Here is a 24,795-nt window from a genome sequence, read left to right on the forward strand (position 1 = left end):
CTTGCGATCATTGTACTGACGCAAGCGCGCCGCCGCCGCAGTGGATCGCATCAACCCGTACAGGCCTGCCACCGGCCGCCATACCGCCGCGCCAACCGGTGCGCAGGCATGAAAAAAGCGCGCCCATAGGCGCGCTTGTCGCTGGTGGCGGTGGGGAGCTTCAGCCCTTGCGCGCTACGCCAACCAAGTGCTCCACCACCTGCAGCACGCTTTGCATGTTGCCGGCCATGGTGCCGTCGGTGTAGTAGCGGCCGGCCACTCCCATGGAGGGCACGCCTTCGACCTGGTAGCCGTCCTGCAGCTGCGACGCCTTGCGCACTTGGTTGGATACGGTGAAGGAGTTGTAGACCTCCTTGAACTTCGCCACGTCCACGCCCTGCTTGCCGATCCAGTCGAAGATCAGCTCGTCCTTGTTCAGCGGCAGGCGTTCCACGTGCACCGCACGGAACACCTTCGCATGCAGCTCGGGCAGCTTGCCCATGCCTTCCAGCGCGTAGTAGAGCTTTTGCTGCGGCACGAAGCTCGCATTGAACGCCACGGGCACGCGGCGGATGTGCAGGTCCTTGGGCGCCGACTTGATCCAGGCCTCCAGCGAAGGCTCGAACGTGTTGCAGTGCGGGCAGCTGTACCAGAAGAACTCGATAACTTCGATCTTCCCGGCAGGTGCCTCGGTTGCGACGGGCTTGCCCAGCTTGACGTAGTCCTTGCCTTCCTTGAACTGGCGGCCTTGCGCCAGTGCGGGCGCCGCCAGCGGCAGGCTCAGGGCGGTGGCCGCGGAGGCGACGGTCAGAGAAAACTCACGGCGTTTCATAGGTTGGGATCACTCCTGGACAGTATGGAGGGTTGTGAGCGCCAGCGCGGGCAAAAGTTCAGCGCTGCACCCGGACCAGCGCGGACTCCACCCCCGCGCCATCGAGTTTTTCCTTCAGCGACTCGGCGTCGTCACGCTTGCCGAACGGGCCCACGCGCACGCGGAACACCGTGCGGCCGTTCTGCTCACGCTCGCTGACGCGCGCCTCCCAGCCCAGCATGGCCAGCTTGGCGCGCTGCGCATCGGCATCCTGCTGGGTGCGGAAAGCGCCCGCCTGCACGAAGTATTCGAAAGGATCGGCACTGGTCGCGGGAGCGGGCGCCGCGTTGGCCTTGGCGCGGGCCAAGTCGCCCAGCGGGTCGGCCGACGTCGGTGCCGCGCCGGGCCGGCTGGCCGCCGCCCGCGGACCCGACGCAGGCTGGGCTGCGGCGGTCGCGGTGTCGGACGCGGGAGCGGCAGCCGGCGCAGCGGGGCGCACGGGGTTCTTGCCGTACAGCGGCGCGTTGGGGTCCCAGTTCTTGTTCTTCGTGGCCTCGTCCTGCTCGGACGCACGCGGCGTGCTCTTGTTCAGGAAGGGCACGGGCACCTTGGTCACATACACGGCCACGGCCAGCGCGGCTCCCAGGCCCACGATCACCCCGAGGATGAAGCCCACGATGGTGCCGCCGCGTTGCTGTTTCTTCATATCAGTGGTCACTTACATTCTGGCTGGCGCAGACACGCCCAGCACCGCCAATCCATTGTGCAATACCTGCGCTGTGGCCGCGACGAGCGCCAGCCGCGCCTGCTTGACGGCCTCGTCGTCCACCAGAATGCGTTCGGCGTCGTAATAGCTATGGTAGGCGGCGGCCAGATCGCGCAGGTAGAAGGTCACGTCGTGCGGCGCATTGCCGGCCGCGGCCGCGGTGAGCATCTCGGGATACTTGGCGAGCAGCAGCATCAGCGCCTGGGCCTGCGGGCCTTCCAGCGGCGACAGGTCTACATCGCGCAGCGCGGCCACGTCGTAGTCCTCGCGCCAGCCGCGCAGCACCGAGCAGATGCGCGCATGGGCGTACTGCACGTAATACACGGGGTTGTCGTTGTTCTGCGCCACGGCCAGGTCGACGTCGAAGGTGTATTCGGTGTCGGGCTTGCGCGACAGCAGGAAGAAACGCACCGCGTCCTTGCTGGTCCACTCGATCAGGTCGCGCAGCGTCACGTAGCTGCCGGCGCGCTTGCTGATCTTGACCTCCTCGCCATTGCGCACCACGCGCACCATGGTATGCAGCACGTAGTCGGGGTAGCCCTGGGGGATGCCCACGTCCGCCGCCTGCAGGCCGGCGCGCACGCGCGCGATGGTGCCGTGGTGGTCCGTGCCCTGGATGTTCACCACCTTGGTGAAGCCGCGCTGGAACTTCTGGATGTGGTAGGCCACGTCAGGCACGAAGTAGGTGTACGTGCCGTCCTGCTTGCGCATGACGCGGTCCTTGTCGTCCCCGTAGTCGGTGGACTTGAGCCACAGCGCGCCGTCCTGCTCGTAGGTCTTGCCGTTGGCGACGAGGCGCTGCACGGTAGCGTCCACATGGCCGTTGGCGTAGAGGCTGGACTCCAGGTAGTACTGGTCGAATTGGAGGTTGAAGGCCTGCAGATCCTTGTCCTGCTCATTGCGCAGGTAGGCCACGGCGAACTGGCGGATGTTCTCGTAATCCTCGACATCGCCATTCGCCGTGAACGCGCGGTCATCGGCCTGGACGGTGGCCTTGGCGAGGAAGGCGTCGGCGATGTCCTGGATGTAGTCGCCGTTGTAGAAATTCTTGGCCAGCGGGTTGTCCGCGTCGGTGGGCCAGCAGTCATCCCCCGGCTTGAAGCCCTTGGCGCGCAGTTGCGTGCTCTTGGTGAGGGTGTCGATCTGCACGCCCGCGTCGTTGTAATAGAACTCCCGGTGCACGCTCCAGCCCTGGGTGGCGTACAGATGGCTGATGGCGTCGCCGATGGCGGCCTGGCGGCCGTGACCGACGTGCAGCGGCCCGGTGGGGTTGGCGGAGACGAACTCCACCAGGACTTTCTCGCCGCGCGCCGGCTGGTAGCCATATTGCGCGCCTTGCGCCAGCACCTCGTGCACCACCTGCTGCTTGGCGGCGGGCTTGAGGCGGATGTTCAGAAAACCGGGGCCGGCGATCTCGATGGCTTGCACCCATTTTTGGAACGCGGGCGTGGCCTCCAGCGCGGCCTGTAGCTGTTCGCCCAGTGCGCGGGGATTCTGCTTGAGGGGCTTGGCCAGTTGCATGGCGGCCGTGCACGCGAGGTCGCCATGGGCAGCGACCTTGGGGGATTCGAAGGCCGCGCGGCTGCCTGCGCCGGGCGACACCTTTTCCAGCTCGTCGGCCAGCGCCGCGAGCAATTCCTGTTTGACGGAGAGCATGGGGGCGGATTCTACGGGCCGACCCGTCATCCATTCGTGACCGCCCGGCGTTATGCTGGGTGGCCCGTGGGGCACTGCGTTGCCGGCGGGCGCATTCACCTTTTCCTTTTTTGCAGGAGCATTACATGAAGAAACTGCTTCCCCTGTTGGCCGCTGCCGGCTTTGCCCTTTCGTTCGCCGCACACGCTGCGGACGCCCCCGCGGCCGGCGCCTCCGCCCCCGCCAAGGCGCCCACGGCGCAGCAGACGCGCATGAAGACCTGCAATGCCGACGCCGGCGCCAAGAACCTCAAGGGCGACGAACGCAAAGCTTTCATGAAGGAGTGCCTGAGCGGCAACAAGGCGTCCACCCAGCAGGACAAGATGAAGAGCTGTAACGCGGACGCCGTTGCGAAGAACCTCAAGGGCGACGCCCGCAAGGCCTTCATGAAAGAGTGCTTGAGCGGCGCGGCCAGCTAAAGGACCGACGCACCGCACGGGCCCGCCCATCGGGCCTGCACGAGAAAACCCCGCGCGCCTGCCGCCCGCGGGGTTTCTTTTTTTGCCCTTCCCTCAGCGCTCAGCGCGTGCCCACGCCGCGTGCCAGGAAGACGGCCAACAGCGGAATCAGCGCCAGCAGATGGGCCTCGATCATCACCAGACGGCGCGTGCTGCGCACCTGGTCATCCGAGGGCAGCGCGCCGCCGGCGCGCACCGCGCGGCGCCAGCGCAGGAAACGCATGGTCGGGACGATGGACATCAGCCCGATCACCACGAACAACGTGACCTTGGCATGCAGCAGCGGCTGCGACCAGTACCACGCCCCGCCCTTCATGCCCCACCAGGTGCGCGCCAGCCCGGTGGCCAGCACCAGCAGCGCCGAGATACCGTACAGCATGTCCACCCGCGCCAGCCGCTCGACTGCGGCCGCGTTCATCCACTCCTTGCGGCACAGCGCGGTTTCGCTGGCGAGGAAGGTGGCGGCCATGAGGAAGGCCAAGATGTGGGCATAGGCGAGCAGGGCTTCGGTGGTCACAGGTTTCCTTTCGGCAGAGGTACGCGCGGCGCGCACAGGTCATGGGCGGCGCGCGGAGAACTCCTGCGCCACCCAATCGTCGATCAGCGTCTTTTCGTGGCGCAGCTTGTCGCCAGTATAGCGGTCCCCGCGCATCTGGAATGCCAAGCCCGGCAGCGTGCGACTGCCTTCGGCCAAGGTACGGCCGTCAGGCGAGAGGCGCTTGAACTCCAGCGCGATGCGCGGCGGATGCACGTCGCGCACCACGCGCACCGCCTGGGCGGTGGCCCGCGCCGCGGGCTCGAATGCACCGGCGCGGCGCACGTCGGTGATGTGCACCTCCGCGCGCTCGCCCTCCGGCAAGGCTGCGGCCACGCGCTCGGCCAGGTGTTCGCACAGCGCATCCATCCAGGCACGCCGGGCCGCGGCGGGCTCGTGCGGGGTTTGCTCGCGCGCCTCGGCAAAGCCGGCCGGATCCGCGTAGGTGACGCTGACCATGCCGGCCGGCACCCCGTGGGCGCGCGGCGTGGTTTCCGCGTGCCGGGCGGGCAAGGCGCAGCCGGCGACCAGGGCCAGCGCCATGACGGCCAGCATCCAGCGAGCGGCGGGCAACGCGGGGAGAACAGAAAGAACGGGAATGCGCATGAAAGCTCCTGTACGGTGGGCCGTTCGTACGGCCCCGGCATGATGGCGGCCCGGTGGGAGGAATGCCGCGGCATTGTGCCCCGCGTTCATGTCAGACAGAGGCGGGCCGTGCCCAGAATTCGGGCTGCGCGTAATGGTGCTTCAGGTACTCGATCCACAGCCGCACGCGCAGCGGCAGGTGCTTGCGCTGGGGAAAGACGACATAGATGCCGTTGGGCGGCGCGGCGAACTCCTCCAGCACCGCCACCAGGCGGCCGGCCGCGATCTCGGACTCCACCTCCCAGGTGCTGCGCCAGGCGATGCCCCAGCCGCCCAGGCACCAGTCGTGCAGTACCTGGCCGTCGGAGCAATCGAGGGGCCCGCCCGGCTTGAAGTGCACGACCTCGGTGGCGCCGCCACCGCCGGCCACCGGCACGCGAAACGCCCAGCCGCGCGTTTGCGAGGCATCGCTGGAGAGGGTCAGGCAGTCGTGCTGCGCCAACTCGCCCGGGTGGGTGGGGGTGCCGCGCCGCTGCAGGTACTGGGGCGTGGCCACGCACAGGCGACGGTTGTCCGCCATGCGCACGCTGACCAGGGACGAGTCGGGCAGGTCGCCCACGCGCACGGCGCAGTCGTAGCCCTCGCCCGCCAGGTCCACCACGCGGTCGCTCAGGTTCAGCGAGAGGGTCACCTCGGGGTGCAGGTCATGAAAGCGCGGCACCAGGGGCGCCACATGGCGCCGGCCAAAGCCCGCGGGTGCGGTGACGCGCAGATGCCCCGTGGCCTTCACGCCGCCGGCGGATACGCTGGCCTCGGCGTTGGCCACGTCGGACAGCAGGCGCTGGCAGTCCTCCAGGAAGGCGCTGCCCTCGTGCGTGAGCGAGATGCGCCGCGTGGTGCGCACCAGCAGCTTCACGCCCAGGTGCTCCTCCAGCGCGTCCAGGCGCCGCCCCATGATGGCCGGGGCCACGCCCTCGGCCTTGGCGGCGGCGGTGAGGCTGCCCCGCGTGGCCACCGACACGAATGACTCGAACGCTTTGAGTTTGTCCATGAATACAAGCCAAATCAGGCTTCAAGCCTTATACAGCAAGCGCAAGCAGCTATCAATTTCATGAAAGCATGCACCGCACTCCCCATGCGGAGTGTGCCAACCTTTGCAAAAAAGTCATTGGTTAAGAGATATGTGCGCGATTTATTAATGGAAATATTTCCAATACAGTGGCATGCAAGGCTCCGCCATGGGCCACGGCTTTTCAATTACCGCTAGGGGGTTTCTCATGACCGCACGTACCCACGTCCACGGCCTGCAGGTGGCCAACGAACTGCACGCCTTCATCAACGAGCAGGTGCTGCCGGGCACCGGCGTCGAGCCGGCCGCCTTCTGGAAGGGCTTCGATGCCCTCGTGGCCGACCTGGCGCCCAAGAACGCGGCCCTGCTGGCCGAACGCGACCGCCTGCAAAAGGAACTGGACACCTGGCACAAGGCCAACCCGGGCCCCATCCAGGACATGGCAGGCTACCGCGCCTTCCTGAGCCAGATCGGCTACCTGGTCGAGCCCCCCAAGGGCGCGCAGGCCACCACCACCAACGTGGATGCCGAGCTGGCCATCCAGGCCGGCCCGCAGCTGGTGGTGCCCATCCTGAACGCACGCTACGCCCTGAACGCCGCCAACGCGCGCTGGGGCTCGCTGTATGACGCGCTGTACGGCACCGACGTGATCGGCGAAGAAGGCGGCGCGGAGAAGGGCAAGGGCTACAACCCCGTGCGCGGCGCCAAGGTCATCGCATTCGCACGCGACTTCCTGGACCAGGCGGCCCCGCTGGCCAGCGGCTCGCACAAGGACGCCACGGCCTACAAGGTCGAGGGCGGCACGCTGGCCGTCACGCTCCAGGGCGGTGCCACCACCGGCCTGAAGAACGCGGCCCAGTTCGTGGGCTACCAGGGCAATGCGGCCGAGCCATCGTCCGTGCTGCTGGTGAACAACGGCCTGCACATCGACATCCGTGTGGACCGCAACACCCCCATCGGCAAGGGCGACGCCGCCGGCGTGGCCGACGTGGTGGTGGAAGCTGCGCTGTCCACCATCCTGGACCTGGAAGACTCCGTGGCCGCCGTGGACGCCGAAGACAAGGTGCTGTGCTACAGCAACTGGCTGGGCATCCTCAAGGGCACGCTGACCGACACCTTCGACAAGGGCGGCAAGCAGGTCACGCGCGGCCTGAACCCCGACCGCGAATACACCGGCGCCGACGGCAAGCCCGTGAAGCTGCACGGCCGCTCGCTGATGTTCGTGCGCAACGTGGGGCATCTGATGACCAACCCCGCCATCCTGTGGGGTGCCGAGGGCAAGGAGATCCCCGAGGGCATCCTGGACGCCATGGTCACCACGGCCATCGCCATCCATGACCTCAAGGGTGGCGCGGGTGGCATCCGCAACAGCCGCACGGGCAGCGTCTACATCGTCAAGCCCAAGATGCACGGCCCTGCCGAAGTGGCGTTTGCCAACGAGCTGTTCGGCCGCGTGGAGCAGGTGCTGGGCCTGCCCGCCAACACCGTGAAGCTGGGCATCATGGACGAAGAGCGCCGCACCAGCGTGAACCTGAAGGCCTGCATTGCCGCCGCTACGGCGCGCGTGGCCTTCATCAACACCGGCTTCCTGGACCGCACCGGCGACGAGATACACACCGCCATGCAGGCCGGCCCCATGATCCGCAAGGGCGACATGAAGAGCAGCGCCTGGATCCAGGCCTACGAGCGCAACAACGTGCTGGTGGGCCTGTCCATGGGCCTGTCCGGCCGCGCGCAGATCGGCAAGGGCATGTGGGCCGCGCCCGACCTGATGAAGGCCATGCTGGAGCAGAAGATCGCCCATCCCAAGGCCGGCGCCAACACTGCCTGGGTGCCCAACCCCACGGGCGCCACGCTGCACGCGCTGCACTACCACCAGGTCAACGTGGCCGCCGTGCAGGCCGAGCTGCTCAAGGTGGACGCCGATGCCGAGCGCGACAACCTGCTGACCGGCCTGCTCACCGTGCCCGTGAGCAGCAACCCGAACTGGAGCGAGACCGAAAAGCAGCAGGAGCTGGACAACAACATCCAGGGCATCCTGGGCTACGTGGTGCGCTGGATCGACCAGGGCGTGGGCTGCTCCAAGGTGCCGGACATCAACGACATCGGCTTGATGGAAGACCGCGCCACGCTGCGCATCTCCAGCCAGCACGTGGCCAACTGGCTGCTGCACGGCGTGGTGACCGAAGGGCAGGTACGCGCCACGTTCGAGCGCATGGCCGCCAAGGTGGACCAGCAAAACAGCGGCGACCCGCTGTACCAGCGCATGCACGGCCGCTTTGCCGAGTCCATGGCCTACCAAGCCGCCTGCGACCTGGTGTTCAAGGGCGTAGAGCAGCCCAGCGGCTACACCGAGCCGCTGCTGCACGCCTGGCGCCAGAAGGTGAAGGCCGCGCAGAAGAAGGCTTGATTGCTATTCAAACAATAGCTGCTAGCGCTTGATGGACGGGCGCCAGGGGCCATTTTGACCACAACGGCACCCACGGGTGCCGTTGTGCTTTCGTACACTCTCCCCCATGCCCACCACCGCTCCCTCCACCACGCGCTGCCCGCTGTGCGGCCAATCCAACGGTTGCGCCGTGGCCGCCGGGTTGCCGGCGCAGCAATGCTGGTGCATGCACGAGAGCGTTTCGCGCGACGCACTGGCGCGCCTGCCCGCCGAGGCGCGCGGCCGCGCGTGCATCTGCCCGCTGTGTGCCCGCGAACAGCCCGCTGCGCCGCAGGCCCCGGCACCCGTCGTTCCCAACCCCTGAACCCCCACCGGAACCGCAACACCATGCCCACGTACCACATCGAGATGATGGAAGGCCGCACCGTCGAGCAAAAGCGCAAGCTGGTCGAGGAGATCACGCGCGTGTCCGTCGAAATCCTGGGGGGCTCCCCCGAGTCGGTGGACATCCTGATCACGGACGTGAAGCGCGAGAACTGGGCCACGGGCGGCAAGCTCTGGCTGGACCGGCAGTAAGCCGCCCTCCAACGCACCACAGGCCGATCGCCCATGTGCCAGCTCCTTGGCATGAATGCCAACACGCCCACCGACGTGACCTTCAGCTTCACGGGGTTTGCGCAACGCGCCGGCAACACGGCCGACCACACGGACGGCTGGGGCATCGCCTTCTTCGAGGGGCGCGGGCTGCGCCACTTCGTGGACCATGAGCGTGCCACCGATTCACCCGTGGCGGAGCTGATCCGCCGCTACCCCATCAAGAGCCGCAACGTCATCGCCCACATCCGCAAGGCGACCCAGGGCGTGGTGAGCCTGGAAAACTGCCACCCCTTCGTGCGCGAGCTGTGGGGGCGCTACTGGGTGTTTGCGCACAACGGCGACCTCAAGGACTTCCGTCCGCGCCTGCACGCGCACTTCCACCCGGTCGGCACCACCGACAGCGAGCATGTGTTCTGCTGGCTGATGCAAGAGCTGAGCAAGTCCCACGCCGGCATGCCGAGCATCGAGGAGCTGACGCTGACGCTGCGCGAGCTGGCGGCGCGCATTGCGCCCCACGGCACCTTCAACTTCCTGCTGTCCAACGGGCAGGCGCTGTGGGCGCACGCGTCCACCCACCTGTACTACATCGAACGCCGCCACCCGTTCTCGCAAGCCCAGCTGTGCGATGAAGACCTGCGCGTGGACTTTTCCGCCCACACCACGCCCAACGACAAGGTGGCCGTGGTCGTCACGGCGCCGCTGACCTCCAACGAGCAATGGACTGCCTTCCAGTCGGGGGAGATGCGGGTGTTCGTGGACGGCCAGTGCCAGGCCGCCTGAGCGCCCCTGCCGGCGCAGCCGCCCCGCAGTGGCGGTAGGAGACGGCTGACCCACCCCTCCTGCACGGGCCGACAGTCCCTTCGCAGTGCCGTCCGGATACTGGCCCTTTTTTCTAGGGGGACAGCCATGCCAAAGATCTGCACCGCCAGGCTGGTGACCGCAGCCTGCGGGCTGGTGCTCGCCGCAGCGGCCCATGCCGATGCCAGCACGAAAGACCGCGAATTCCTGACGCAGGCCGCCGCCGGCGGGCTCTACGAGGTCCAAGCCGGCAAGCTTGCACAGAACCGCGCTACGGCCAACGAAGTGAAATCGTTTGGCGCCATGCTGGTGAAGGACCACACCGCCGCCAACGATGAACTCCGGGCCTTGGCAGCGCGCAAGGGCGTCGCGCTGCCCACCACCCTCCCTGGCGACAAGCAAAAGCAGCTGGACCAGATCGCCAAGGCCCAGAACTTCGACCAGGAATTCCTCTCGCAGGTGGGCCTTAACGACCACCGCAAAGATATCGCGCTGTTCGAGGCGGCCGGCAAAGACGCAGACGATCCGGAGATCCAGAGCTTCGCCCTCAAGGCGCTGCCGAAACTCAAAGCGCACAAGGACCACGCCGAAGACCTGGCGGTTTCCATCAAGCGATGAAGGCCCGGCCCATGGGTAGCCGCATCGCCACCCATGGGAGGGAGGCGATGACTGACTCCGGCGGCCGGTGGCCTGCCCAACCTGGCCCGGCCTCACCGTACGCGGGCAGCAGCACGCGCGGGTAGCAGCGCGCTAGGGCGTCAACACCACCTTGCGGCACTCCTCTTCCTTCTTCTCGAAGATTTCATAGCCGCGCGCGGCATCGGCAAGCTTCATGCGGTGGGAAATGATGACCTCCGGCCGCATGCGGCCATTGGCGATGTGTTCCAGCAACTGGGGCATGTACTTTTGCGCATGCGTCTGCCCCATGCGGAAGGTCAGCCCCTTCTCGAAGGCGTCACCGAAGAGGAAGCCGTGGATGAAGCCGGCATAGACCCCCGGTACGCTGAGGACTCCGCCGCGGCGTGTCGCGGCGATGCACTGGCGCAGCGCCTTGCCGCTGGAACCCTCCAGCCGCACGGCGGTGAGCGCCGTCTCCAGCGCGCTGCCCTTGGCCTCGAAACCCACGGCGTCGATCGTGGCGTCTACGCCGTGCCCACCCGTGGCCGAGAGAATGGTTTCGGCCGGGTCCTCGTCCTTGTCGAAGTTGATGGGCACCACGCCGTACGTGGCCTGGGCAAACTGCAGCCGGTATTCGTTGTGGTCCACCATGAAGATCTGCTCCGCACCCAGGAAGCGCGCCGCCAGGGCGCTCATCAGCCCCACCGGTCCCGCGCCGAAGATCGCCACCGAAGAGCCCGCCCCGATCTGTGCATTGACCGCCGCCTGGTAGCCGGTGGGAAGGATGTCGGACAGGAAAAGCACCTGCTCGTCGCTCAGCACCTGGGGCACCTTTAGCGGCCCGACGTTGCCGTGCGGCACCCGCACGTACTCGGCCTGCCCGCCGGGGTAACCGCCGTAGAGGTGGCTGTAGCCGAACAGCCCTGCACCCGCGGTGGCGTTCTTTTTGTTGAGGATGGCGCCGCGTCCCGGATTGGTGTTCTCGCAGGCCGCGAACAGGGTTTTGTCGCAATAGAAGCAGGACCCGCAGGCGATGACGAACGGCACCACCACGCGATCACCAGGGCGCAGCGCCGTCACTGCAGAGCCCACCTCTTCCACGATACCCATGAATTCATGGCCGAGGATGTCGCCGTCCTTCATGCCAGGGATCTTTCCCCGGTAGATGTGCAGGTCCGAGCCGCAGATGGCCGTGGCAGTGACGCGCAGCAGCACATCGTCCTGTGCGAGCAGCATGGGGTCGGGCACGTTTTCCACGCGCACGTCCTTGGCGCCTTGGTAGGTGAGCGCTTTCATGCGATCACTCCGTCAATGGCTGGGGTCACCGGGCGCACGGCGCGCCGGGCTGTGCGCCGGGTTCAGATTTCCATGCCTTCGGGTTCGCCGGCTTCGATCAATGCGCTGTTCAACAGCGTGACGTCCGTTGCCAACGCGTTGCGGCGACCATCGCCGCCGATGCGGAAATGGGCCATGGGACTGTTGACGAACTGGAGCGCGGAGCCAAAGCAGGGGGAAGGCAGGATCAGCGTTCCCACCGCCGCGTTGTCGACCAGCTGGAACGTCGGCAGCATGACGCGGTTGGACTCGGAAAACCCGATCTTCAGAAACGTACGGAAGGACCCGGCGCGCATCCCTGTCAGTTCGATGAAGCCGGTGGCCATGGGCACGGTGAAGCCTTCCGCGCTGAAGGTGTCGATGCCGGAAAGCAAGGCCGCCCGCACATGCTTGACCTTCGTGACGACGTAACTGTCCCAGTCCGGTTGAAAGGTCTGGGCTTTTTGCAGATTCGTTCCCCAGGGATGGGGAGTTGATGTGGTCATGGGTAGTCCTATGGGTGCGGACCAGATGCTGTATCCACCAGAGTTCGATCACGTTTGAAACGTCTCATCCTGCGGACATGCCCTCGTACGGGATGTAGGAGCACGCTTATATGGCTGACAGCTTGGGGCTCAAGCGCGCGTGCCGACCCGCGCGGGACACCGGCTGGATCGAAGGCCCTGCCTACTGCGGGCCTCCGGTCCCGTGCCAGACGTCAACGGTCGTTCTTGTGGCTCTGGCTGCCGGCGCGCGCCTGCTGCTCGCTGCTGCCGCCCCGGGTATTGCCCGAGCCGGAAGAGGCGTTGTTGCCCCCGCCGCCATGGCTCTTGGCTCCCGCGGCGCGGGCTTCCTGCGATGTGAACTCGTGAGCGTTACCCGAAGCGTGCGCTGCACGGCCCCCCTCTGCGGCGATCTCGCGCTGGCGGTCGGGGTCCATTGAGGCAAATCCGCGCCCCGAGCCCGACTGCCCTTGGTTGTTGTCCCGGCTCCCCTGGCTCTGATTGCGGTTGCCTTGGTTCTGGTTGCCCTGATTGGTGTTTGCCATTTCCATCTCCGGTAAGTTGAACAAGTCACACGGAAACTGCCGTGTGAAGTTCACTGTCGGGGGACTGCAAAGGGCCAACCGTAGGCTAGGGACTACCCGTCCGTAGGCGCGGCTTGACGAATGGACGGTGGGAACAAAAAAGCCCTTGGGAACAAGGGCTGGGGAATGTGGCGCGGCTGGCGGGGATCGAACCCACGACCCTTGGCTTCGGAGGCCAATACTCTATCCACTGAGCTACAGCCGCTGGGAAAGTCCGCCCGATGGCGAACAAGCGGCGGATTATCGCACGTGGCTGTGGCTACAGACGAAAACCCAACCCCCGCAGATAAGCGTCAATGGCGCCTCGGCTGACGGTCACCAGATCGAAGCGTCCATGGGTCAGCAACCAGGACTGCAGCAGGCCATCGAACAGCGCCCGTACACCCATCGCGGCGGTGTGTGGCTCCATCGGCAATTGAAGGTTCTGGTCTTCTGCCGCCGAACGCAATTCACCCTCGATCAGCGCGCAAAAATCTGCACAGCCTTCGATATGGTTGTCGCGCACCGCCGCGAGGTCGTTGACGTATTCGACCCGGTACAACGCGATCTCGAACACCCGGCGCGTGCGCTCGTCCTGGACGATGGTGCGCTGGACGAAGTCCACCATGGAGCGCAGCCGCTCCAACGGGGGCAGAGTGGCCATGCTGGCGCTCTTGCTGCCCACCTGCTCCAGCGGGTGGGTCACCCGGTCCATCATGGCATTGAACAAGGCCACTTTGTCCTTGAAATGCCAGTAGATCGCGCCGCGCGTGGCACCCGCAGCCTGGGCAATGTCGCTCAGCGAGGCGCGCGACACGCCTTTTTCGTAGAACACACGCTCGGCAGCATCCAAAAGGCTGTTGCGCGTAGCATCTGCATCTTCCTTGGTACGTCGTGCCATGGATGGGAACCTCCAAAACGTGGATACGGCAACGGCCGCGCTTTCCACGTAATTATACATTCATGGATGTATGTATAATCATTCCCCTTTGCGCGTCTGTCATTCACCCGTGTCAGCATCACCCGCCGGTCTCAAACAACATCTAACGCATACCGCCGTCAAAGGATTTCCATGCCTCGCCTGAACAACGCAACAGCCCGTGCTATCCGCCCCTTCCAGCGCACCCCTGTCCCCGCAGCCCTCGCGGTTGCGCTGGCAGCGGCCCTCGCGCTCGGCGCCTGCGGCCAGAAAAGCGACTCCCCCGCCGCGGGCGCATCACCCCGCGCACCGGAGGTGGGCGTGGTCACCGTGCAGCCGGGTGACATCGGGCTGGTCACCGAATTGCCCGGCCGGCTGGAAGCCTCGCGCGTTGCCGAAGTGCGCGCTCGGGCCGCGGGCATTCTGCAAAAGCGCCTCTTCAGGGAAGGCAGCGATGTGAAGGCCGGCCAGCAACTGTTCCTGATCGACAGCGCGCCCTACCAGGCCAGTGTGGCCCAGGCCGAGGCCAGCGTGGCCCAGGCCGAGGCGAGCCTGGCGCAAAGCCGTGCGCTGGCCGAGCGCTATCGCCCGCTGGTGGCCGTCAACGCCATCAGCAAGCAGGAATACGACAATGCTGTCGCCGCGCAGAAGACCGCCGAAGCCAATGTTGCCGCCGCCAAGGCCGCGCTGACCACGTCGCGCATCAACCTGGGCTATGCGACGGTCACCGCTCCGATTTCCGGCCGCATTGGCCGCGCCCTCGTCACGGAAGGCGCGCTGGTGGGCCAGGGCACACCCACCGAGCTGGCGGTGATCCAGCAGATCGACCCCCTGTATATCAACTTCACGCAGTCCGCCTCGGAGGCCATCAAGCTGAAGGCCGCCATGGCCAGCGGCAAGTACAAGCAGTCCAGTGCCAATGCGGCCAACGTGCGCGTGGTGCTGGAAGACGGCAGCGTGTATCCGCAGACCGGCCGCCTGCTGTTCACCGACCTCACCGTGGACGCCACCAGCGGCCAGGTGACCCTGCGTGCCGAAGTCCCCAACCCCGAGCGCGCCCTGCTGCCCGGCCTGTACGTGCGCGTGCGCCTGGAGCAGGCGCAGGTGGACAACGGCATCCTGCTGCCCCAGCAGGCCGTCACCCGCTCCGGCAAGGCCGACACGGTGATGGTGGTGGGCCCCGACAACCACGTCACGCCGCGGGTGGTCAAGCTGGGGCCCGCCCAGGGCGCCCATTGGGTGGTGCTTGAGGGCCTGAAGTCGGGTGAGCAGGTGATGGTGGACGGATTCCAGAAGCTGCCACGCGGCAAGCCTGGCGACCCCATCGTTGTCAAGCCCGTCGCCTGGCAAGCTGCTGGCGCCGCCCAACAGCCCGCCGCGGCACCCGCATCCGCGCCGGCAGCGCCCGCCACCCCCGCTTCGGCGGCCTCCAGTCAGCCGGCCCCTGCGGCGGCAAAGCAATAAAAGACAGGAGCGCGGCACATGGCCAAGTTCTTCATCGAGCGCCCCATCTTCGCGTGGGTGATCGCAATTTTCATCATGGTGATCGGCGCTGTCTCGATCACCCAGCTGCCCGTGGCACAGTACCCCACCGTGGCTCCCCCCACCATCCAGGTGACCGTGGCCTACCCCGGCGCAACGGCGCAGACACTGGAAGACAACGTGCTGTCCGTCATCGAGCGCGAGATGAACGGCGCCACCGGCCTGGCCTACATGGAGACCACCAGCCAGGCCAACGGCACCGGCACCATCGTGCTGAGCTTCGAGCCCGGCACCAACGACGACCTGGCCCAGGTGGATGTGCAAAACCGCCTGTCGCGGGCCACGCCGCGCCTGCCGGCGGCCGTCACCCAGCAAGGCGTGCGCGTCGAGAAATCGCGATCCAACTTTCTGCTGCTTTCCAGCCTCACGTCCGACAACCCGGACATAAACATCGACGCGCTCAACGACTACGCTGCCCGCAACGTGGTGCCCGAACTCCAGCGCCTGCCTGGCGTGGGCGGCGTGACGCAGTTCGGCTCCGAGCGCGCCATGCGCATCTGGATCGACCCGGCCAAGCTCAAGGGTTTCAACCTGTCGCTGGATCAGGTCAATGCCTCCATCCGCGCGCAAAACGTGCAGGTGTCCGCCGGCAACCTGGGCGAGCTGCCCAGCCCAGCGGGCCAGACCATATCGGCCACCATTGTCGTGAAGGGCCAGCTGTCCACACCCGAAGAGTTTGGCAACGTCATCCTGCGCGCCAACACCGACGGCTCCACCGTCCGCATGAAAGACGTGGCGCGCATCGAACTGGGCGCGCAGACCTACAACTTCAGCGGCCGGCTCAATGGCTCGCCTTCGGTGGACATGGGCGTGCAGCTCACCTCCAGCGCCAATGCGCTGGCCACGGCCGACGCCGTGAAGTCCAAGCTGGCCGAGCTGCAAAGGTACTTCCCGCAGGGCGTGGCCTACACCATCCCTTACGACACCTCCACCTTCATCTCGGTGTCCATCGAAAAAGTGGTCTATACCCTGCTTGAAGCGATCGGACTGGTGTTTCTGGTGATGTTCCTGTTCCTGCAGAACTTCCGTTACACCATCATCCCCACCATCGTGGTGCCGGTGGCCTTGCTGGGCACCTTTGGCGCACTGCTGGCCATGGGCTTCTCGATCAACGTGCTGACCATGTTCGGCATGGTGCTGGTGATCGGCATCGTGGTGGACGACGCCATCGTGGTGGTGGAGAACGTGGAGCGCATCATGGCCGAGGAGGGGCTGCCGCCGCTGCAGGCCACGCGCAAGGCCATGGGCCAGATCTCCAGCGCCGTGATCGGGATGACCGTGGTGCTGGTGTCCGTGTTCGTGCCGCTGGCCTTCTTTGCAGGCTCGACGGGCAACATTTACCGCCAGTTCGCGGTCACCATGGCCACGTCCATCGCATTTTCGGCCTTCCTGGCGTTGTCGCTCACCCCCGCGCTGTGCGCCACCCTGCTCAAGCCCGTGACCGAGGGACACCACGACAAAACAGGCTTCTTTGGCTGGTTCAACCGGTCCTTCAAGCACGCCACGCACAGCTACGAGTCCTTTCTGGCCAGGCTCGTGCGCCGCAGCGGCCGCATGATGATCATCTACGCCGTGCTGCTGGGCGCGGTGGCGGTGGTGTACATGCGTCTGCCGACCTCGTTCCTGCCCAATGAAGACCAGGGCTTTCTGATCTCCAACGTGCAACTGCCCCCTGGCGCCTCGCAAGAGCGCACCCGTGCAGCATTGACCAAGGTGGAAGAGTTCATGCTCAAACAGCCTGAAGTGCGCGACATCGTCACCGTTTCGGGCTTTTCGTTCTCGGGTCAGGGGCAAAACGCCGGCCTGGCCTTCATCACCCTCAAGGACTGGAGCGAGCGCCCCGGTCCCGACCAGACCGCGCAGGCCGTGGCCGGTCGCGCCATGGGCGCGCTGGGCGGCTTTCGCGATGCGTTCATCTTCACGCTCAGCCCGCCACCCATCCCCGAACTGGGCTCGGCGTCCGGCTTCACCTTCCGCCTGCAAGACCGCGGCAGCAAGGGTCACGATGCGCTACTGGCGGCACGCAATCAGCTGCTGGGCATGGCCTCGCAAAGCAAGGTGCTCGCCGCCGTGCGCCCCGACGGCATGGAGGACGCGCCGCAGATGCAGATCGACATCGACCGCGACAAGGCCAACGCGCTGGGCGTGTCCTTCGATCGCATCAACGCTGCGCTATCGACGGCGCTGGGTTCCACCTATGTGAACGACTTCCCGAACCAGGGTCGCCTGCAGCGGGTGGTGGTGCAGGCCGATGCGCAGGCGCGCATGCAGCCGGAGTCGGTGCTCGACATCCCTGTGCTCAACGACAAGGGCCAGGTGATGCCGCTGTCCACCTTCGCCTCCACGCGCTGGATCACCGGCGCCATGCAGACCGTGCGCTACAACGGCTACCCGGCGATGAAGATCGCCGGCGACGCGGCGCCCGGTTACAGCACGGGTGATGCCATGCAGGAAATGGAACGCCTGGCCTCCCAGCTGCCCGAAGGCTTCGGCTTCGAGTGGACGGGCCAGTCGCGCGAGGAAAAGCTCGCCGGCTCGCAGGCCATGGTGCTGTATGCGTTCTCGCTGCTGGCCGTGTTCCTGTGCCTGGCGGCGCTGTATGAGAGCTGGTCCATCCCGTTCTCGGTGATGCTGGTGGTGCCGCTGGGCGTGCTGGGCGTGGTGCTGGGCGTGCTGCTGCGCGGCATGGCCAACGACGTGTATTTCCAGGTCGGCCTGGTGACCATCATCGGCCTGTCGGCGAAGAACGCCATCTTGATCGTCGAGTTTGCCAAGGACCTGCAGGCCCAGGGCAAGGGCCTGATGGAGGCTGCGCTGGAGGCCGCCCACCTGCGCTTCCGCCCGATCCTCATGACCTCGCTGGCCTTCACCCTGGGCGTGGTGCCGCTGTACCTGGCCACGGGCGCCAGCTCGGCCAGCCAGCGTGCCATCGGCACCGGCGTCGTCGGGGGCATGATCACCGGCACCGTCCTGGCCGTGATCTTCGTGCCCGTGTTCTTCGTACTGGTGCGCAGTTTCTTCAAGGGCAGCGAGCGTCAACACGAGCACGACGCCAAGAGGGCCGAACAACACCGCAGCGACGCCGCCGCCTGAGCCCGACCGGAGTAAGACAACATGCACAAGCACAACCTGTCCCGCGCGCGCCCGGCGCGCGCTCTTCCCCCCCTGCTGGCGGCCGCACTACTGGCCGGCTGCAGCTTCATCCCGAAGTACGACCGCCCGGCCGCACCCGTGCCGCAGTCCTTTGCCCTGGCCGGCAACGACCAACCGGCGGCGGCCAAGGCCGCGGCCGACATCGACTGGAAGGATTACTTCACCGACCCGCGCCTGCAGCGGCTCATAGCCACGGCGCTGGACAACAACCGCGATCTGCGCGTGGCCCTGCTCAACGTCGAGCAGGCGCGCGCGCAGTTCCAGATCCAGCGCTCCAACCAGTTCCCCACGGTAAACGCCATCGCCAGCGGCACGCGCCAGCCCAGCATCGTCAACGGCAACTATGGCAACCAATTCCAGGTAGGCCTGGGCATCTCCGCCTGGGAGATTGACTTCTTCGGCCGCATCGGCGCGCTGAAGGAGCAGGCACTGGCCCAGTACCTGGCCACGGATGAGGCACGCAAGTCGGCGCAGATCAGCCTGGTGGCAGCCGTGGCCTCGGGCTGGCTCACGTTGCTGGCCGATGAGGAACTGCTGGACATTTCCCGCCGCACGCTGGAAACGCGCCAGGAGTCCGTCAAGCTCACGCGCCTGCGGCTGGAGCATGGCGTGAGTTCCGAGCTCGACAACCGCCAGGCCGAAAGTCTGGCCCAGGCCGCGCGTGCCACCTACGCCCAGCAACAGCGCCAGCGCCTGCTCGACGAGAACGCCCTGGCCCTGCTGCTGGGCCAGCCGCTGCCCGACGACATTCGCACCAGCCTGCCCTCGTCGCGCCTGGTCAATGCGGCGCCCATGCAGCCACTGCCGGCGGGCCTGCCCTCGGACCTGCTCGTGCGCCGCCCCGACATCCGCCAGGCCGAGCAGTTGCTGATCGGCGCCAATGCGAATATCGGCGCGGCGCGTGCGGCGTTCTTCCCGCGCATCGCGCTCACGGCCTCGGTGGGCACGGTCAGCAACGAACTGTCAGGGCTGTTCAAGAGCGGCTCCTGGGCCTTCTCGCTGGCGCCGCAACTGGCCCTGCCGATTTTCGATGCCGGACGCAACCAGGCCAGCCTGGAGTCCGCGCGTGCCGGCCGTGAGATCGCGGTGGCACAGTATGAAAAATCCATTCAGGCCGCATTCCGCGAGGTGTCCGACGCACTCGCCGGGCAGGCCACGCTGCAGGAGCAGATCGATGCCCAACGCGCCCAGACGCTGGCCGATAGCAAGCGCCTGGAACTGTCCGACCTGCGCTATCGCAATGGCGTGGCCAGCTACCTGGACCTGCTGGACGCACAGCGCTCGCTGTTCGCCACCCAGCAGTCGCTGGTGGTGACACGCCTGCAGCAACTGCAGAACCAGGTGACGCTCTACAAGGTGCTGGGCGGCGGCTGGACCGCTCCCGCCGAAGAGACCCCACGCTCCTGACATAGGTCAGGACGCGCGCCTGCCCGTTTTTTCCCCAACGGGCGGGCGTGGAGCGCGCTCCTATAATCGAAAAGTCTTTTCCCTTCAGCCCCCAGTACAACAGAATCACCAGAGGATCCCATGAGCGACACCCACGACGAAGCGCATACCGGACCGATCAAGAACCCCAAGCAACTCCTGGTCACCGTCATTTTTGCGTTTGTGCTCCCGGTGTTCGCCATCATCGGCCTGGTGCTGTTCGTCACGGCCGACAAGAAGCCGGCGGCCGGCTCCGCCAACCCCGAACTGGCCGTGGCCCAGCGCATCCAGAAGATTGGCAACGTCGAGGTGCGCGACGCCAACCGCCCGCTGCGCACAGGCGAAGCCGTCTTCCAGGGGCAGTGTGCCGCCTGTCACGCCACCGGCGCCGCGGGCGCGCCTAAGCTGGGCGACGCCGCCGCCTGGGCGCCGCGCATTGCCACGGGCTTCGAAGCCCTGGTGCAATCGGCCCTCAAGGGCAAGGGCGCCATGGCACCGCAGGGTGGCGGCGACTTCGACGACACCGAGATCGCGCGCGGCGTGGCCTACATGGCCAATGCCGCCGGCGCCAAGTTCGAGGAGCCCAACCGTCCCGGCGCCGAAGGCGGCGCGGCCGCTGCGAGCGCACCAGCCTCCAACTAAGGCACTTTTCGCCTCGTCACAAGCCGGCCGCGTGCCGGCTTGTTGGTTTCTGGCCGGGGGGTTCTGCAGTGCGCGTTACGCAGGCAGTGGGCCCGCAGCCGCCTGCGGGCTCGGCACAAAGCCGTAGGCACCGGGCAGGTCGGCCGCCAGCACCTCGCGTGGCGTCCAGCGGCCCTGATCGATCTGGCGCGCCAACGCCTCCACATCCAGGCTGTGCACCAGGCCCAGGCCGGCGGTGCAGGCCAGGTACACGCGGCCGGCCTCGTCCACCAGGCACTCATTCACCCGACCGGCCGGCCGGCCGGTGTGCGCCACGGGCTCGCCGTCAGCGCCCAGACGCCAAATCAGCGGTGTGGCCTCCAGTTCCACATAGACGCGCTGCGGTCCGTTCTGGAAGAACCAGCGGCCTTCACCATCCGCCTCATAGTTGCGGTGGATGAATTCGATCAGCTTGGCATGCTCCAGCCGCGTTCCGCGCGCCACGGCGAAGCCCCCCTGTAACTGCACGGCGTCATCGCGCAGGTACCAGTGGCCGCGCGCATCCAGCCCCAGCCAGCCGTAGCAGGCCGGCACGTTGGGCCATTTGGCGATGGCCTGCTTGACGATGTCATCCATGACAGCGATTGTGCGCCCTCGTCCGCGCCCCCGCAGGCATTCACCCCAGCGCCGCGTGGTCGGCCAGCCAGGCGGCCACGGCTTCGGGCAGGGCACGCACATGGCCGGGCCAGCCGCCCTGCGCAAAGCCGACGTGGCCGCCATGCGCCGGCTGCCAGAGCGTGACCGCGGGCGCCACCTCACCGTCGCACGGCAGGCTGGCGCCGGGCACGAAGGGATCGTTGCGCGCATTGACCAGCAGCGCCGGCACGCGCACCGCAGGCAGCAGCGGCTTGGCCGACGCGCGGCGCCAGTAGTCCTCTGCATCACGAAAGCCGTGCAGCGGCGCGGTGAAGAGGTCGTCAAAAGCGTGCAGGTCGCGCGCGGCCAGCAGGGCCGCCCGGTCGAACAGGCCGGGGTACTGCGCCAGCTTGGCCAGCGCCTTGGGCACCATGGTGCGCAGGAACATGCGCGTGTACACCTGCCGGTTGAAGCCCCGCCCGATGGCGTGGCCGCCGGCCGCCAGGTCCAGCGGAGCGCACACGCTGGCGATGGCGTCCGCGCTGGCGAGCGCGCTGCCGCCCTGCTCGCCGGCCCAGCGCATCAGCGCATTGCCGCCCAGCGACACCCCCACGGCCAGCAGCGGCGCCCGCGCCCCACCGCCGGTCCGCTGCAACCCGGCCAGGCGCCGGAGGATCCAGTCGATCTCTTCATGGTCGCCCGAATGGTAGGCGCGCGGCGCGCGGTTGATCTCGCCGCTGCAGCCGCGAAAATGCGGCACGGCAAAACCCCAGCCGCGCTCGCGGGCCACGCCGGCGAAGGCCTGCGCATAGTGGCTGCGCGACGAGCCTTCCAGTCCATGGAACAGCACCAGCAGCGGCGCGGGGGCCGCGCCCGCCGCGGCACACGGCCGCAGGAAGTCCACGTCCACGAAGTCGCCGTCGGGCGCCAGCCAGCGCTCGCGCACATAGGCCGGCGGCGGCCCCAGCGTGCGCCGCGCCCACAGCGCGGGCCAGATGGTCTGTGCATGGCCGCCGGGCAGCCACCAAGGCGCTTCATATTTCATAGCTGGCAGCGCTTGCTGGTATTGTGCTAAAGGCCCATTTGACCCATAAACCAGCCCATCAAAGGCTTGGCATCAATGCAGCAGGTGCCCGGCGGGCGCAGCGCCCTCGGCCTCGTGCATGCCGGCGGCGCTGGCATGGTGCGCCACCAGGCGCCAGCCTTGCGGGGTCTTGTGGTAGACGTTGGTGGCCTGTACCACGGCCTCGCGCGGACCGTCGGGCAGCATCACACGCACATGTTCCAGCACGCTGTGCACGGCACTCGCCAGGGCCTGCACGCGCATCACCTGCGCGGGATGCACGTTGAGGCCGCCCTGCTGCAGCAAGGTGGCGAACGCCGCGCGGATGGCGGCGGGCCCCACGTGGCGCGCGGCGCCGGGGTGCACACAGACGATGTCGTCCTCGTCGGCCCAGCAGGCCATCACGCGCTCCACGTCGCCGGCTTGCAGGGCGTCGTAGAACGCGGCTTCCAGATCGTCGGGGGAACCGGCCAGGGCGGCCGCGCGCAGCGGGGTTCGGGGCATGGCGAAGTGTCGGTGGTTGCAACCCAGCCGCGTATTGTGCCTTTCGATGGCCCTGTCATGCGCCTGGCCGATGCATGCACAATGATCGGCATGCGCGGCGCCGTGCCGCCCGTCTTTCTTCTGCATTGAAAAGGCCTCTTCACCATGAAACGACTCATCGCCATGCTTTCCGCCGTGCTGGCCCTCTCGGGCTGCGGCTACAACGACTTCCAGCGCCTGGACGAGCAGTCCAAGGCCGCGTGGAGCGAAGTGCTCAACCAGTACCAGCGCCGCGCCGACCTGGTGCCCAACATCGTGGCCACCGTCAAGGGCGAGGCGGCGTTCGAGCAGGAGACGCTGACCAAGGTGATCGAGGCGCGCGCCAAGGCCACCTCGATCCAGGTGACGCCCGAAACCCTCAACAACCCCGAGGCGTTCAACAAGTTCCAGCAGGCGCAGGGCGAGCTGTCCAGCGCGCTGTCGCGCCTGATGGTGGTGGCCGAGCGTTACCCGCAGCTGCAGGCCAACCAGGCCTTCCGCGACCTGCGCGTGACGCTGGAGGGCACCGAGAACCGCATCACCGTGGCACGCAACCGCTACATCCAGACCGTGCAGGAGTACAACGTGCTCGCACGCAGCTTCCCCACCAACCTCACGGCCATGGTGTTCGGCTATGAACCCAAGCCCAGCTTCACGGTGGCGAACGAGGCCGAGATCTCTGCGCCGCCCCAGGTGGATTTCTCCAGCCCCGCACCCGCCTCCAAGCCCTGACATCGGGGTTGTAAGCAAAATATGCCGCTAGCGCTTGCCCTTCAAGCGCTGATAGCTATATTTCTTGTAGCTATCGGAGCCCTCCCCGCCACCGCGCAGCCGCTGCGCGCGGTGCCTGCGCTGCAGGCGCGCGTGATCGACCAGACCGGCACGCTGAACGACGCGCAGCGCCAGAGGCTGGAGGCGCGGCTGGCCGCCATCGAGCAGCAGCACGGCTCGCAGGTGGTGGTGCTGATGGTGCCCACCACCGCGCCCGAGGACATCGCCGCCTTCGCCAACCGCGTGGGCAACGCCTGGAAGATCGGCCGCAAGGACGTGGGCGATGGTGTGCTGGTGGTCGTGGCCAAGGACGACCGGCGCATGCGCATCGAGGTGGCCAAGGCGCTGGAAGGCGCCATACCCGACATCGCCGCCGCGCGCATCATCGATGGCGCGATGAAGCCGCGCTTTCGCGAGGGCGACTTTGCCGGCGGGCTGGACGCCGCGGTGCAGCAGATCGGCGCGCGCATCGCGGGCGAAAACCTGCCCGCGCCGCAAAGCAGCCAGCAGGGCGACTGGCAGGGCCGCGGCACGTCCGCGGGCTTTGACTGGACAGACCTGGCCGTCTTCCTCTTCTTCGGCGTGATGGTGGCGGGCCCCGTGGTGCGCCGGCTGTTCGGCCAGCGCCTGGGCGGCCTGGTGATGGGCGGCGGCGCTGGGTTCCTGGCCTTCATCGTCACCTCCAGCCTGCTGCTGGCGGGTGGCGCGGGGCTGCTGGCGCTGCTCTACACCTGGATCTTTGCGGGCCGCGGCGGCCCCGTGGTGTGGCACGGCGGCGGCTGGGGAGGCGGTCACGGCGGTGGCTGGGGCGGTGGAGGCGGTGGTGGATTCGGCTCGGGCGGCGGCGGAGACTTCGGCGGCGGCGGTGCATCGGGCGACTGGTAGGGCGGCAAGCACAGAGCGAAACACCATGGTCACACCCTCTTCATCCCCACCTTCCGGCGTGCTGGCGCGCCTGGCGCGGCTGCTGCGGCACCGTTGGTCCGACGGCGGCCTGCACCAGGCCCTGCCACCCGAGGTGCTGGAGCGCCTGGGCCAGCGCGTGGCCGCCAGCGAGCGCCGCCACACCGGTCAGATCCGCATCTGCGTGGAAGGCGGCCTGCCGCTGTCGTACCTGTGGCGCGGCGCCACGGCGCGCGAGCGCGCGGTCACGCAGTTCGGCAAGCTGCGTGTGTGGGACACCGAACACAACAACGGCGTGCTCATCTACCTGATGCTGGCCGAGCATGCCATCGAGATCGTGGCCGACCGCGCTCTAGCGCGCCGCGTGCCCCCGGCGACATGGCGCAGCATGGTGTCGCACATGGCCGAGGCTTTCCGCCAAGGCCGGTACGAGGACGGTCTGACCCAGGCGCTGAGCGAGGTCTCTGCGCTGCTCGTAGAGCACTTTCCGGCCACCGAGGGCGTGGACCGGCCGAACGAGCTGCCCGACGCTCCCGTCATCCCGGGCACGGTGGACTGAG

26 protein-coding genes and 1 tRNA gene are annotated in these 24,795 nt (G+C 67.2%); 13 read left to right on the top strand and 14 right to left on the bottom strand.

What is annotated here, in order from left to right:
- Window positions 1-160: 160 nt before the first annotated feature.
- The 3 genes from BV908_RS15355 to argS are packed head-to-tail and all read right to left on the bottom strand — an operon-like array spanning window position 161 to window position 3,212.
- Window positions 161-811, bottom strand: a complete 651-nt coding sequence (locus BV908_RS15355) for a thiol:disulfide interchange protein DsbA/DsbL (protein WP_011803808.1) — start codon at window positions 809-811, stop codon at window positions 161-163.
- Between the two features lie 58 nt (window positions 812-869).
- Window positions 870-1,496, bottom strand: coding sequence for an SPOR domain-containing protein (locus BV908_RS15360; protein WP_047349343.1), 627 nt, complete (start codon window positions 1,494-1,496; stop codon window positions 870-872).
- A 12-nt stretch (window positions 1,497-1,508) separates the two neighbouring features.
- The gene (gene argS, locus BV908_RS15365; protein ID WP_041835853.1) at window positions 1,509-3,212 is read right to left on the bottom strand and encodes an arginine--tRNA ligase; all 1,704 of its coding nucleotides are present in this window, start codon (window positions 3,210-3,212) and stop codon (window positions 1,509-1,511) included.
- A 125-nt stretch (window positions 3,213-3,337) separates the two neighbouring features.
- On the opposite strand from argS, the gene BV908_RS15370 reads away from it, so the two are divergent.
- Window positions 3,338-3,670 carry a PsiF family protein gene (locus BV908_RS15370; RefSeq protein ID WP_011803805.1) on the top strand — a complete coding sequence of 111 codons (333 nt, stop codon included), beginning with the start codon at window positions 3,338-3,340 and terminating at the stop codon, window positions 3,668-3,670.
- A 100-nt stretch (window positions 3,671-3,770) separates the two neighbouring features.
- Here BV908_RS15370 and BV908_RS15375 read toward each other — a convergent pair whose 3' ends face one another.
- The 3 genes from BV908_RS15375 to BV908_RS15385 form a co-directional block, all read right to left on the bottom strand.
- The gene (locus tag BV908_RS15375) at window positions 3,771-4,226 is read right to left on the bottom strand and encodes a DUF2214 family protein (protein ID WP_011803804.1); all 456 of its coding nucleotides are present in this window, start codon (window positions 4,224-4,226) and stop codon (window positions 3,771-3,773) included.
- Window positions 4,227-4,265: 39 nt separating this feature from the next.
- On the bottom strand, window positions 4,266-4,850 hold the full coding sequence (locus BV908_RS15380; protein WP_103738576.1) for a DUF3016 domain-containing protein: 585 nt from the start codon (window positions 4,848-4,850) through the stop codon (window positions 4,266-4,268).
- A 91-nt stretch (window positions 4,851-4,941) separates the two neighbouring features.
- Window positions 4,942-5,880, bottom strand: coding sequence for a LysR family transcriptional regulator (locus BV908_RS15385; RefSeq protein ID WP_011803802.1), 939 nt, complete (start codon window positions 5,878-5,880; stop codon window positions 4,942-4,944).
- Window positions 5,881-6,106: 226 nt separating this feature from the next.
- Here BV908_RS15385 and BV908_RS15390 point away from each other — a divergent pair, with 226 nt between their 5' ends.
- The 5 genes from BV908_RS15390 to BV908_RS15410 all read left to right on the top strand — a co-directional run bounded on the left by BV908_RS15390 (window position 6,107) and on the right by BV908_RS15410 (window position 10,300).
- Window positions 6,107-8,308 carry a malate synthase G gene (locus tag BV908_RS15390; protein WP_103738577.1) on the top strand — a complete coding sequence of 734 codons (2,202 nt, stop codon included), beginning with the start codon at window positions 6,107-6,109 and terminating at the stop codon, window positions 8,306-8,308.
- A gap of 106 nt (window positions 8,309-8,414) precedes the next feature.
- The gene (locus tag BV908_RS15395) at window positions 8,415-8,651 is read left to right on the top strand and encodes a cysteine-rich CWC family protein (RefSeq protein ID WP_103738578.1); all 237 of its coding nucleotides are present in this window, start codon (window positions 8,415-8,417) and stop codon (window positions 8,649-8,651) included.
- 23 nt (window positions 8,652-8,674) lie between these two features.
- The gene (locus BV908_RS15400) at window positions 8,675-8,863 is read left to right on the top strand and encodes a 4-oxalocrotonate tautomerase (RefSeq protein ID WP_011803799.1); all 189 of its coding nucleotides are present in this window, start codon (window positions 8,675-8,677) and stop codon (window positions 8,861-8,863) included.
- Between the two features lie 33 nt (window positions 8,864-8,896).
- On the top strand, window positions 8,897-9,664 hold the full coding sequence (locus tag BV908_RS15405; RefSeq protein ID WP_011803798.1) for a class II glutamine amidotransferase: 768 nt from the start codon (window positions 8,897-8,899) through the stop codon (window positions 9,662-9,664).
- A gap of 126 nt (window positions 9,665-9,790) precedes the next feature.
- A complete protein-coding gene (locus tag BV908_RS15410) occupies window positions 9,791-10,300 on the top strand; it encodes a DUF4142 domain-containing protein (RefSeq protein ID WP_103738579.1) in 510 nt (169 codons plus the stop codon).
- A gap of 132 nt (window positions 10,301-10,432) precedes the next feature.
- Here the strand turns inward: BV908_RS15410 and BV908_RS15415 are convergent, their stop codons facing one another.
- From BV908_RS15415 to BV908_RS15435, 5 genes are all read right to left on the bottom strand, one after another.
- Window positions 10,433-11,596: a zinc-dependent alcohol dehydrogenase gene (locus BV908_RS15415; RefSeq protein WP_103738580.1), complete on the bottom strand. Its 1,164-nt coding sequence runs from the start codon at window positions 11,594-11,596 to the stop codon at window positions 10,433-10,435.
- Window positions 11,597-11,658: 62 nt separating this feature from the next.
- The gene (locus tag BV908_RS15420; RefSeq protein WP_012655393.1) at window positions 11,659-12,120 is read right to left on the bottom strand and encodes a hypothetical protein; all 462 of its coding nucleotides are present in this window, start codon (window positions 12,118-12,120) and stop codon (window positions 11,659-11,661) included.
- Between the two features lie 212 nt (window positions 12,121-12,332).
- Window positions 12,333-12,662 (bottom strand): KGG domain-containing protein, encoded by a 330-nt coding sequence (locus tag BV908_RS15425; RefSeq protein ID WP_088888622.1) that lies wholly within the window; start codon window positions 12,660-12,662, stop codon window positions 12,333-12,335.
- A 168-nt stretch (window positions 12,663-12,830) separates the two neighbouring features.
- A tRNA-Arg gene (locus BV908_RS15430) sits at window positions 12,831-12,906 on the bottom strand.
- Between the two features lie 54 nt (window positions 12,907-12,960).
- Window positions 12,961-13,581, bottom strand: coding sequence for a TetR family transcriptional regulator (locus BV908_RS15435; RefSeq protein WP_103738581.1), 621 nt, complete (start codon window positions 13,579-13,581; stop codon window positions 12,961-12,963).
- A gap of 171 nt (window positions 13,582-13,752) precedes the next feature.
- Between BV908_RS15435 and BV908_RS15440 the strand changes: the two genes are divergently transcribed.
- The 4 genes from BV908_RS15440 (at window position 13,753) to BV908_RS15455 (ending at window position 20,361) form a co-directional block, all read left to right on the top strand.
- Window positions 13,753-15,063: an efflux RND transporter periplasmic adaptor subunit gene (locus BV908_RS15440; protein ID WP_103738582.1), complete on the top strand. Its 1,311-nt coding sequence runs from the start codon at window positions 13,753-13,755 to the stop codon at window positions 15,061-15,063.
- An 18-nt stretch (window positions 15,064-15,081) separates the two neighbouring features.
- The gene (locus tag BV908_RS15445) at window positions 15,082-18,234 is read left to right on the top strand and encodes an efflux RND transporter permease subunit (protein WP_103738583.1); all 3,153 of its coding nucleotides are present in this window, start codon (window positions 15,082-15,084) and stop codon (window positions 18,232-18,234) included.
- Window positions 18,235-18,255: 21 nt separating this feature from the next.
- Entirely contained in the window at window positions 18,256-19,701 is a 1,446-nt protein-coding gene (locus tag BV908_RS15450; RefSeq protein ID WP_103738584.1) for an efflux transporter outer membrane subunit, read from the top strand.
- Window positions 19,702-19,821: 120 nt separating this feature from the next.
- On the top strand, window positions 19,822-20,361 hold the full coding sequence (locus tag BV908_RS15455) for a c-type cytochrome (protein WP_012655387.1): 540 nt from the start codon (window positions 19,822-19,824) through the stop codon (window positions 20,359-20,361).
- Between the two features lie 75 nt (window positions 20,362-20,436).
- On the opposite strand, the gene BV908_RS15460 is transcribed toward BV908_RS15455, so the two are convergent.
- The 3 genes from BV908_RS15460 to BV908_RS15470 all read right to left on the bottom strand — a co-directional run bounded on the left by BV908_RS15460 (window position 20,437) and on the right by BV908_RS15470 (window position 22,543).
- Complete coding sequence (locus tag BV908_RS15460; RefSeq protein ID WP_011803783.1) at window positions 20,437-20,976, bottom strand: DUF2946 family protein; 540 nt, start codon at window positions 20,974-20,976, stop codon at window positions 20,437-20,439.
- 40 nt (window positions 20,977-21,016) lie between these two features.
- Window positions 21,017-22,021, bottom strand: a complete 1,005-nt coding sequence (locus tag BV908_RS15465) for an alpha/beta fold hydrolase (protein ID WP_103738585.1) — start codon at window positions 22,019-22,021, stop codon at window positions 21,017-21,019.
- 72 nt (window positions 22,022-22,093) lie between these two features.
- Window positions 22,094-22,543, bottom strand: a complete 450-nt coding sequence (locus BV908_RS15470; protein WP_011803781.1) for a nuclear transport factor 2 family protein — start codon at window positions 22,541-22,543, stop codon at window positions 22,094-22,096.
- Window positions 22,544-22,687: 144 nt separating this feature from the next.
- Here BV908_RS15470 and BV908_RS15475 point away from each other — a divergent pair, with 144 nt between their 5' ends.
- From BV908_RS15475 to BV908_RS15485, 3 genes are read left to right on the top strand one after another with little or no spacing between them, the layout of a single operon-like run.
- Complete coding sequence (locus BV908_RS15475; protein WP_012655384.1) at window positions 22,688-23,293, top strand: LemA family protein; 606 nt, start codon at window positions 22,688-22,690, stop codon at window positions 23,291-23,293.
- A gap of 21 nt (window positions 23,294-23,314) precedes the next feature.
- Window positions 23,315-24,217, top strand: a complete 903-nt coding sequence (locus BV908_RS15480) for a TPM domain-containing protein (protein WP_103738586.1) — start codon at window positions 23,315-23,317, stop codon at window positions 24,215-24,217.
- Window positions 24,218-24,242: 25 nt separating this feature from the next.
- Window positions 24,243-24,794 (top strand): TPM domain-containing protein, encoded by a 552-nt coding sequence (locus BV908_RS15485; protein WP_103738587.1) that lies wholly within the window; start codon window positions 24,243-24,245, stop codon window positions 24,792-24,794.
- Window position 24,795: the final 1 nt, after the last annotated feature.

Origin of the sequence: Diaphorobacter sp. LR2014-1 (assembly GCF_002916785.1) — a bacterium.
Lineage (GTDB): Bacteria > Pseudomonadota > Gammaproteobacteria > Burkholderiales > Burkholderiaceae_C > Diaphorobacter > Diaphorobacter nitroreducens.

Bases quoted from the DNA above. Each gene is read 5' to 3' on its own strand.
- BV908_RS15355 (WP_011803808.1), bottom strand. From the start codon at position 811: ATGAAACGCCGTGAGTTTTCTCTGACCGTCGCCTCCGCGGCCACCGCC.
- BV908_RS15360 (WP_047349343.1), bottom strand. From the start codon at position 1,496: ATGAAGAAACAGCAACGCGGCGGCACCATCGTGGGCTTCATCCTCGGG.
- argS (WP_041835853.1), bottom strand. From the start codon at position 3,212: ATGCTCTCCGTCAAACAGGAATTGCTCGCGGCGCTGGCCGACGAGCTG.
- BV908_RS15370 (WP_011803805.1), top strand. From the start codon at position 3,338: ATGAAGAAACTGCTTCCCCTGTTGGCCGCTGCCGGCTTTGCCCTTTCG.
- BV908_RS15380 (WP_103738576.1), bottom strand. From the start codon at position 4,850: ATGCGCATTCCCGTTCTTTCTGTTCTCCCCGCGTTGCCCGCCGCTCGC.
- BV908_RS15385 (WP_011803802.1), bottom strand. From the start codon at position 5,880: ATGGACAAACTCAAAGCGTTCGAGTCATTCGTGTCGGTGGCCACGCGG.
- BV908_RS15390 (WP_103738577.1), top strand. From the start codon at position 6,107: ATGACCGCACGTACCCACGTCCACGGCCTGCAGGTGGCCAACGAACTG.
- BV908_RS15395 (WP_103738578.1), top strand. From the start codon at position 8,415: ATGCCCACCACCGCTCCCTCCACCACGCGCTGCCCGCTGTGCGGCCAA.
- BV908_RS15400 (WP_011803799.1), top strand. From the start codon at position 8,675: ATGCCCACGTACCACATCGAGATGATGGAAGGCCGCACCGTCGAGCAA.
- BV908_RS15405 (WP_011803798.1), top strand. From the start codon at position 8,897: ATGTGCCAGCTCCTTGGCATGAATGCCAACACGCCCACCGACGTGACC.
- BV908_RS15410 (WP_103738579.1), top strand. From the start codon at position 9,791: ATGCCAAAGATCTGCACCGCCAGGCTGGTGACCGCAGCCTGCGGGCTG.
- BV908_RS15415 (WP_103738580.1), bottom strand. From the start codon at position 11,596: ATGAAAGCGCTCACCTACCAAGGCGCCAAGGACGTGCGCGTGGAAAAC.
- BV908_RS15420 (WP_012655393.1), bottom strand. From the start codon at position 12,120: ATGACCACATCAACTCCCCATCCCTGGGGAACGAATCTGCAAAAAGCC.
- BV908_RS15425 (WP_088888622.1), bottom strand. From the start codon at position 12,662: ATGGCAAACACCAATCAGGGCAACCAGAACCAAGGCAACCGCAATCAG.
- BV908_RS15435 (WP_103738581.1), bottom strand. From the start codon at position 13,581: ATGGCACGACGTACCAAGGAAGATGCAGATGCTACGCGCAACAGCCTT.
- BV908_RS15440 (WP_103738582.1), top strand. From the start codon at position 13,753: ATGCCTCGCCTGAACAACGCAACAGCCCGTGCTATCCGCCCCTTCCAG.
- BV908_RS15445 (WP_103738583.1), top strand. From the start codon at position 15,082: ATGGCCAAGTTCTTCATCGAGCGCCCCATCTTCGCGTGGGTGATCGCA.
- BV908_RS15450 (WP_103738584.1), top strand. From the start codon at position 18,256: ATGCACAAGCACAACCTGTCCCGCGCGCGCCCGGCGCGCGCTCTTCCC.
- BV908_RS15455 (WP_012655387.1), top strand. From the start codon at position 19,822: ATGAGCGACACCCACGACGAAGCGCATACCGGACCGATCAAGAACCCC.
- BV908_RS15460 (WP_011803783.1), bottom strand. From the start codon at position 20,976: ATGGATGACATCGTCAAGCAGGCCATCGCCAAATGGCCCAACGTGCCG.
- BV908_RS15465 (WP_103738585.1), bottom strand. From the start codon at position 22,021: ATGAAATATGAAGCGCCTTGGTGGCTGCCCGGCGGCCATGCACAGACC.
- BV908_RS15470 (WP_011803781.1), bottom strand. From the start codon at position 22,543: ATGCCCCGAACCCCGCTGCGCGCGGCCGCCCTGGCCGGTTCCCCCGAC.
- BV908_RS15475 (WP_012655384.1), top strand. From the start codon at position 22,688: ATGAAACGACTCATCGCCATGCTTTCCGCCGTGCTGGCCCTCTCGGGC.
- BV908_RS15480 (WP_103738586.1), top strand. From the start codon at position 23,315: ATGCCGCTAGCGCTTGCCCTTCAAGCGCTGATAGCTATATTTCTTGTA.
- BV908_RS15485 (WP_103738587.1), top strand. From the start codon at position 24,243: ATGGTCACACCCTCTTCATCCCCACCTTCCGGCGTGCTGGCGCGCCTG.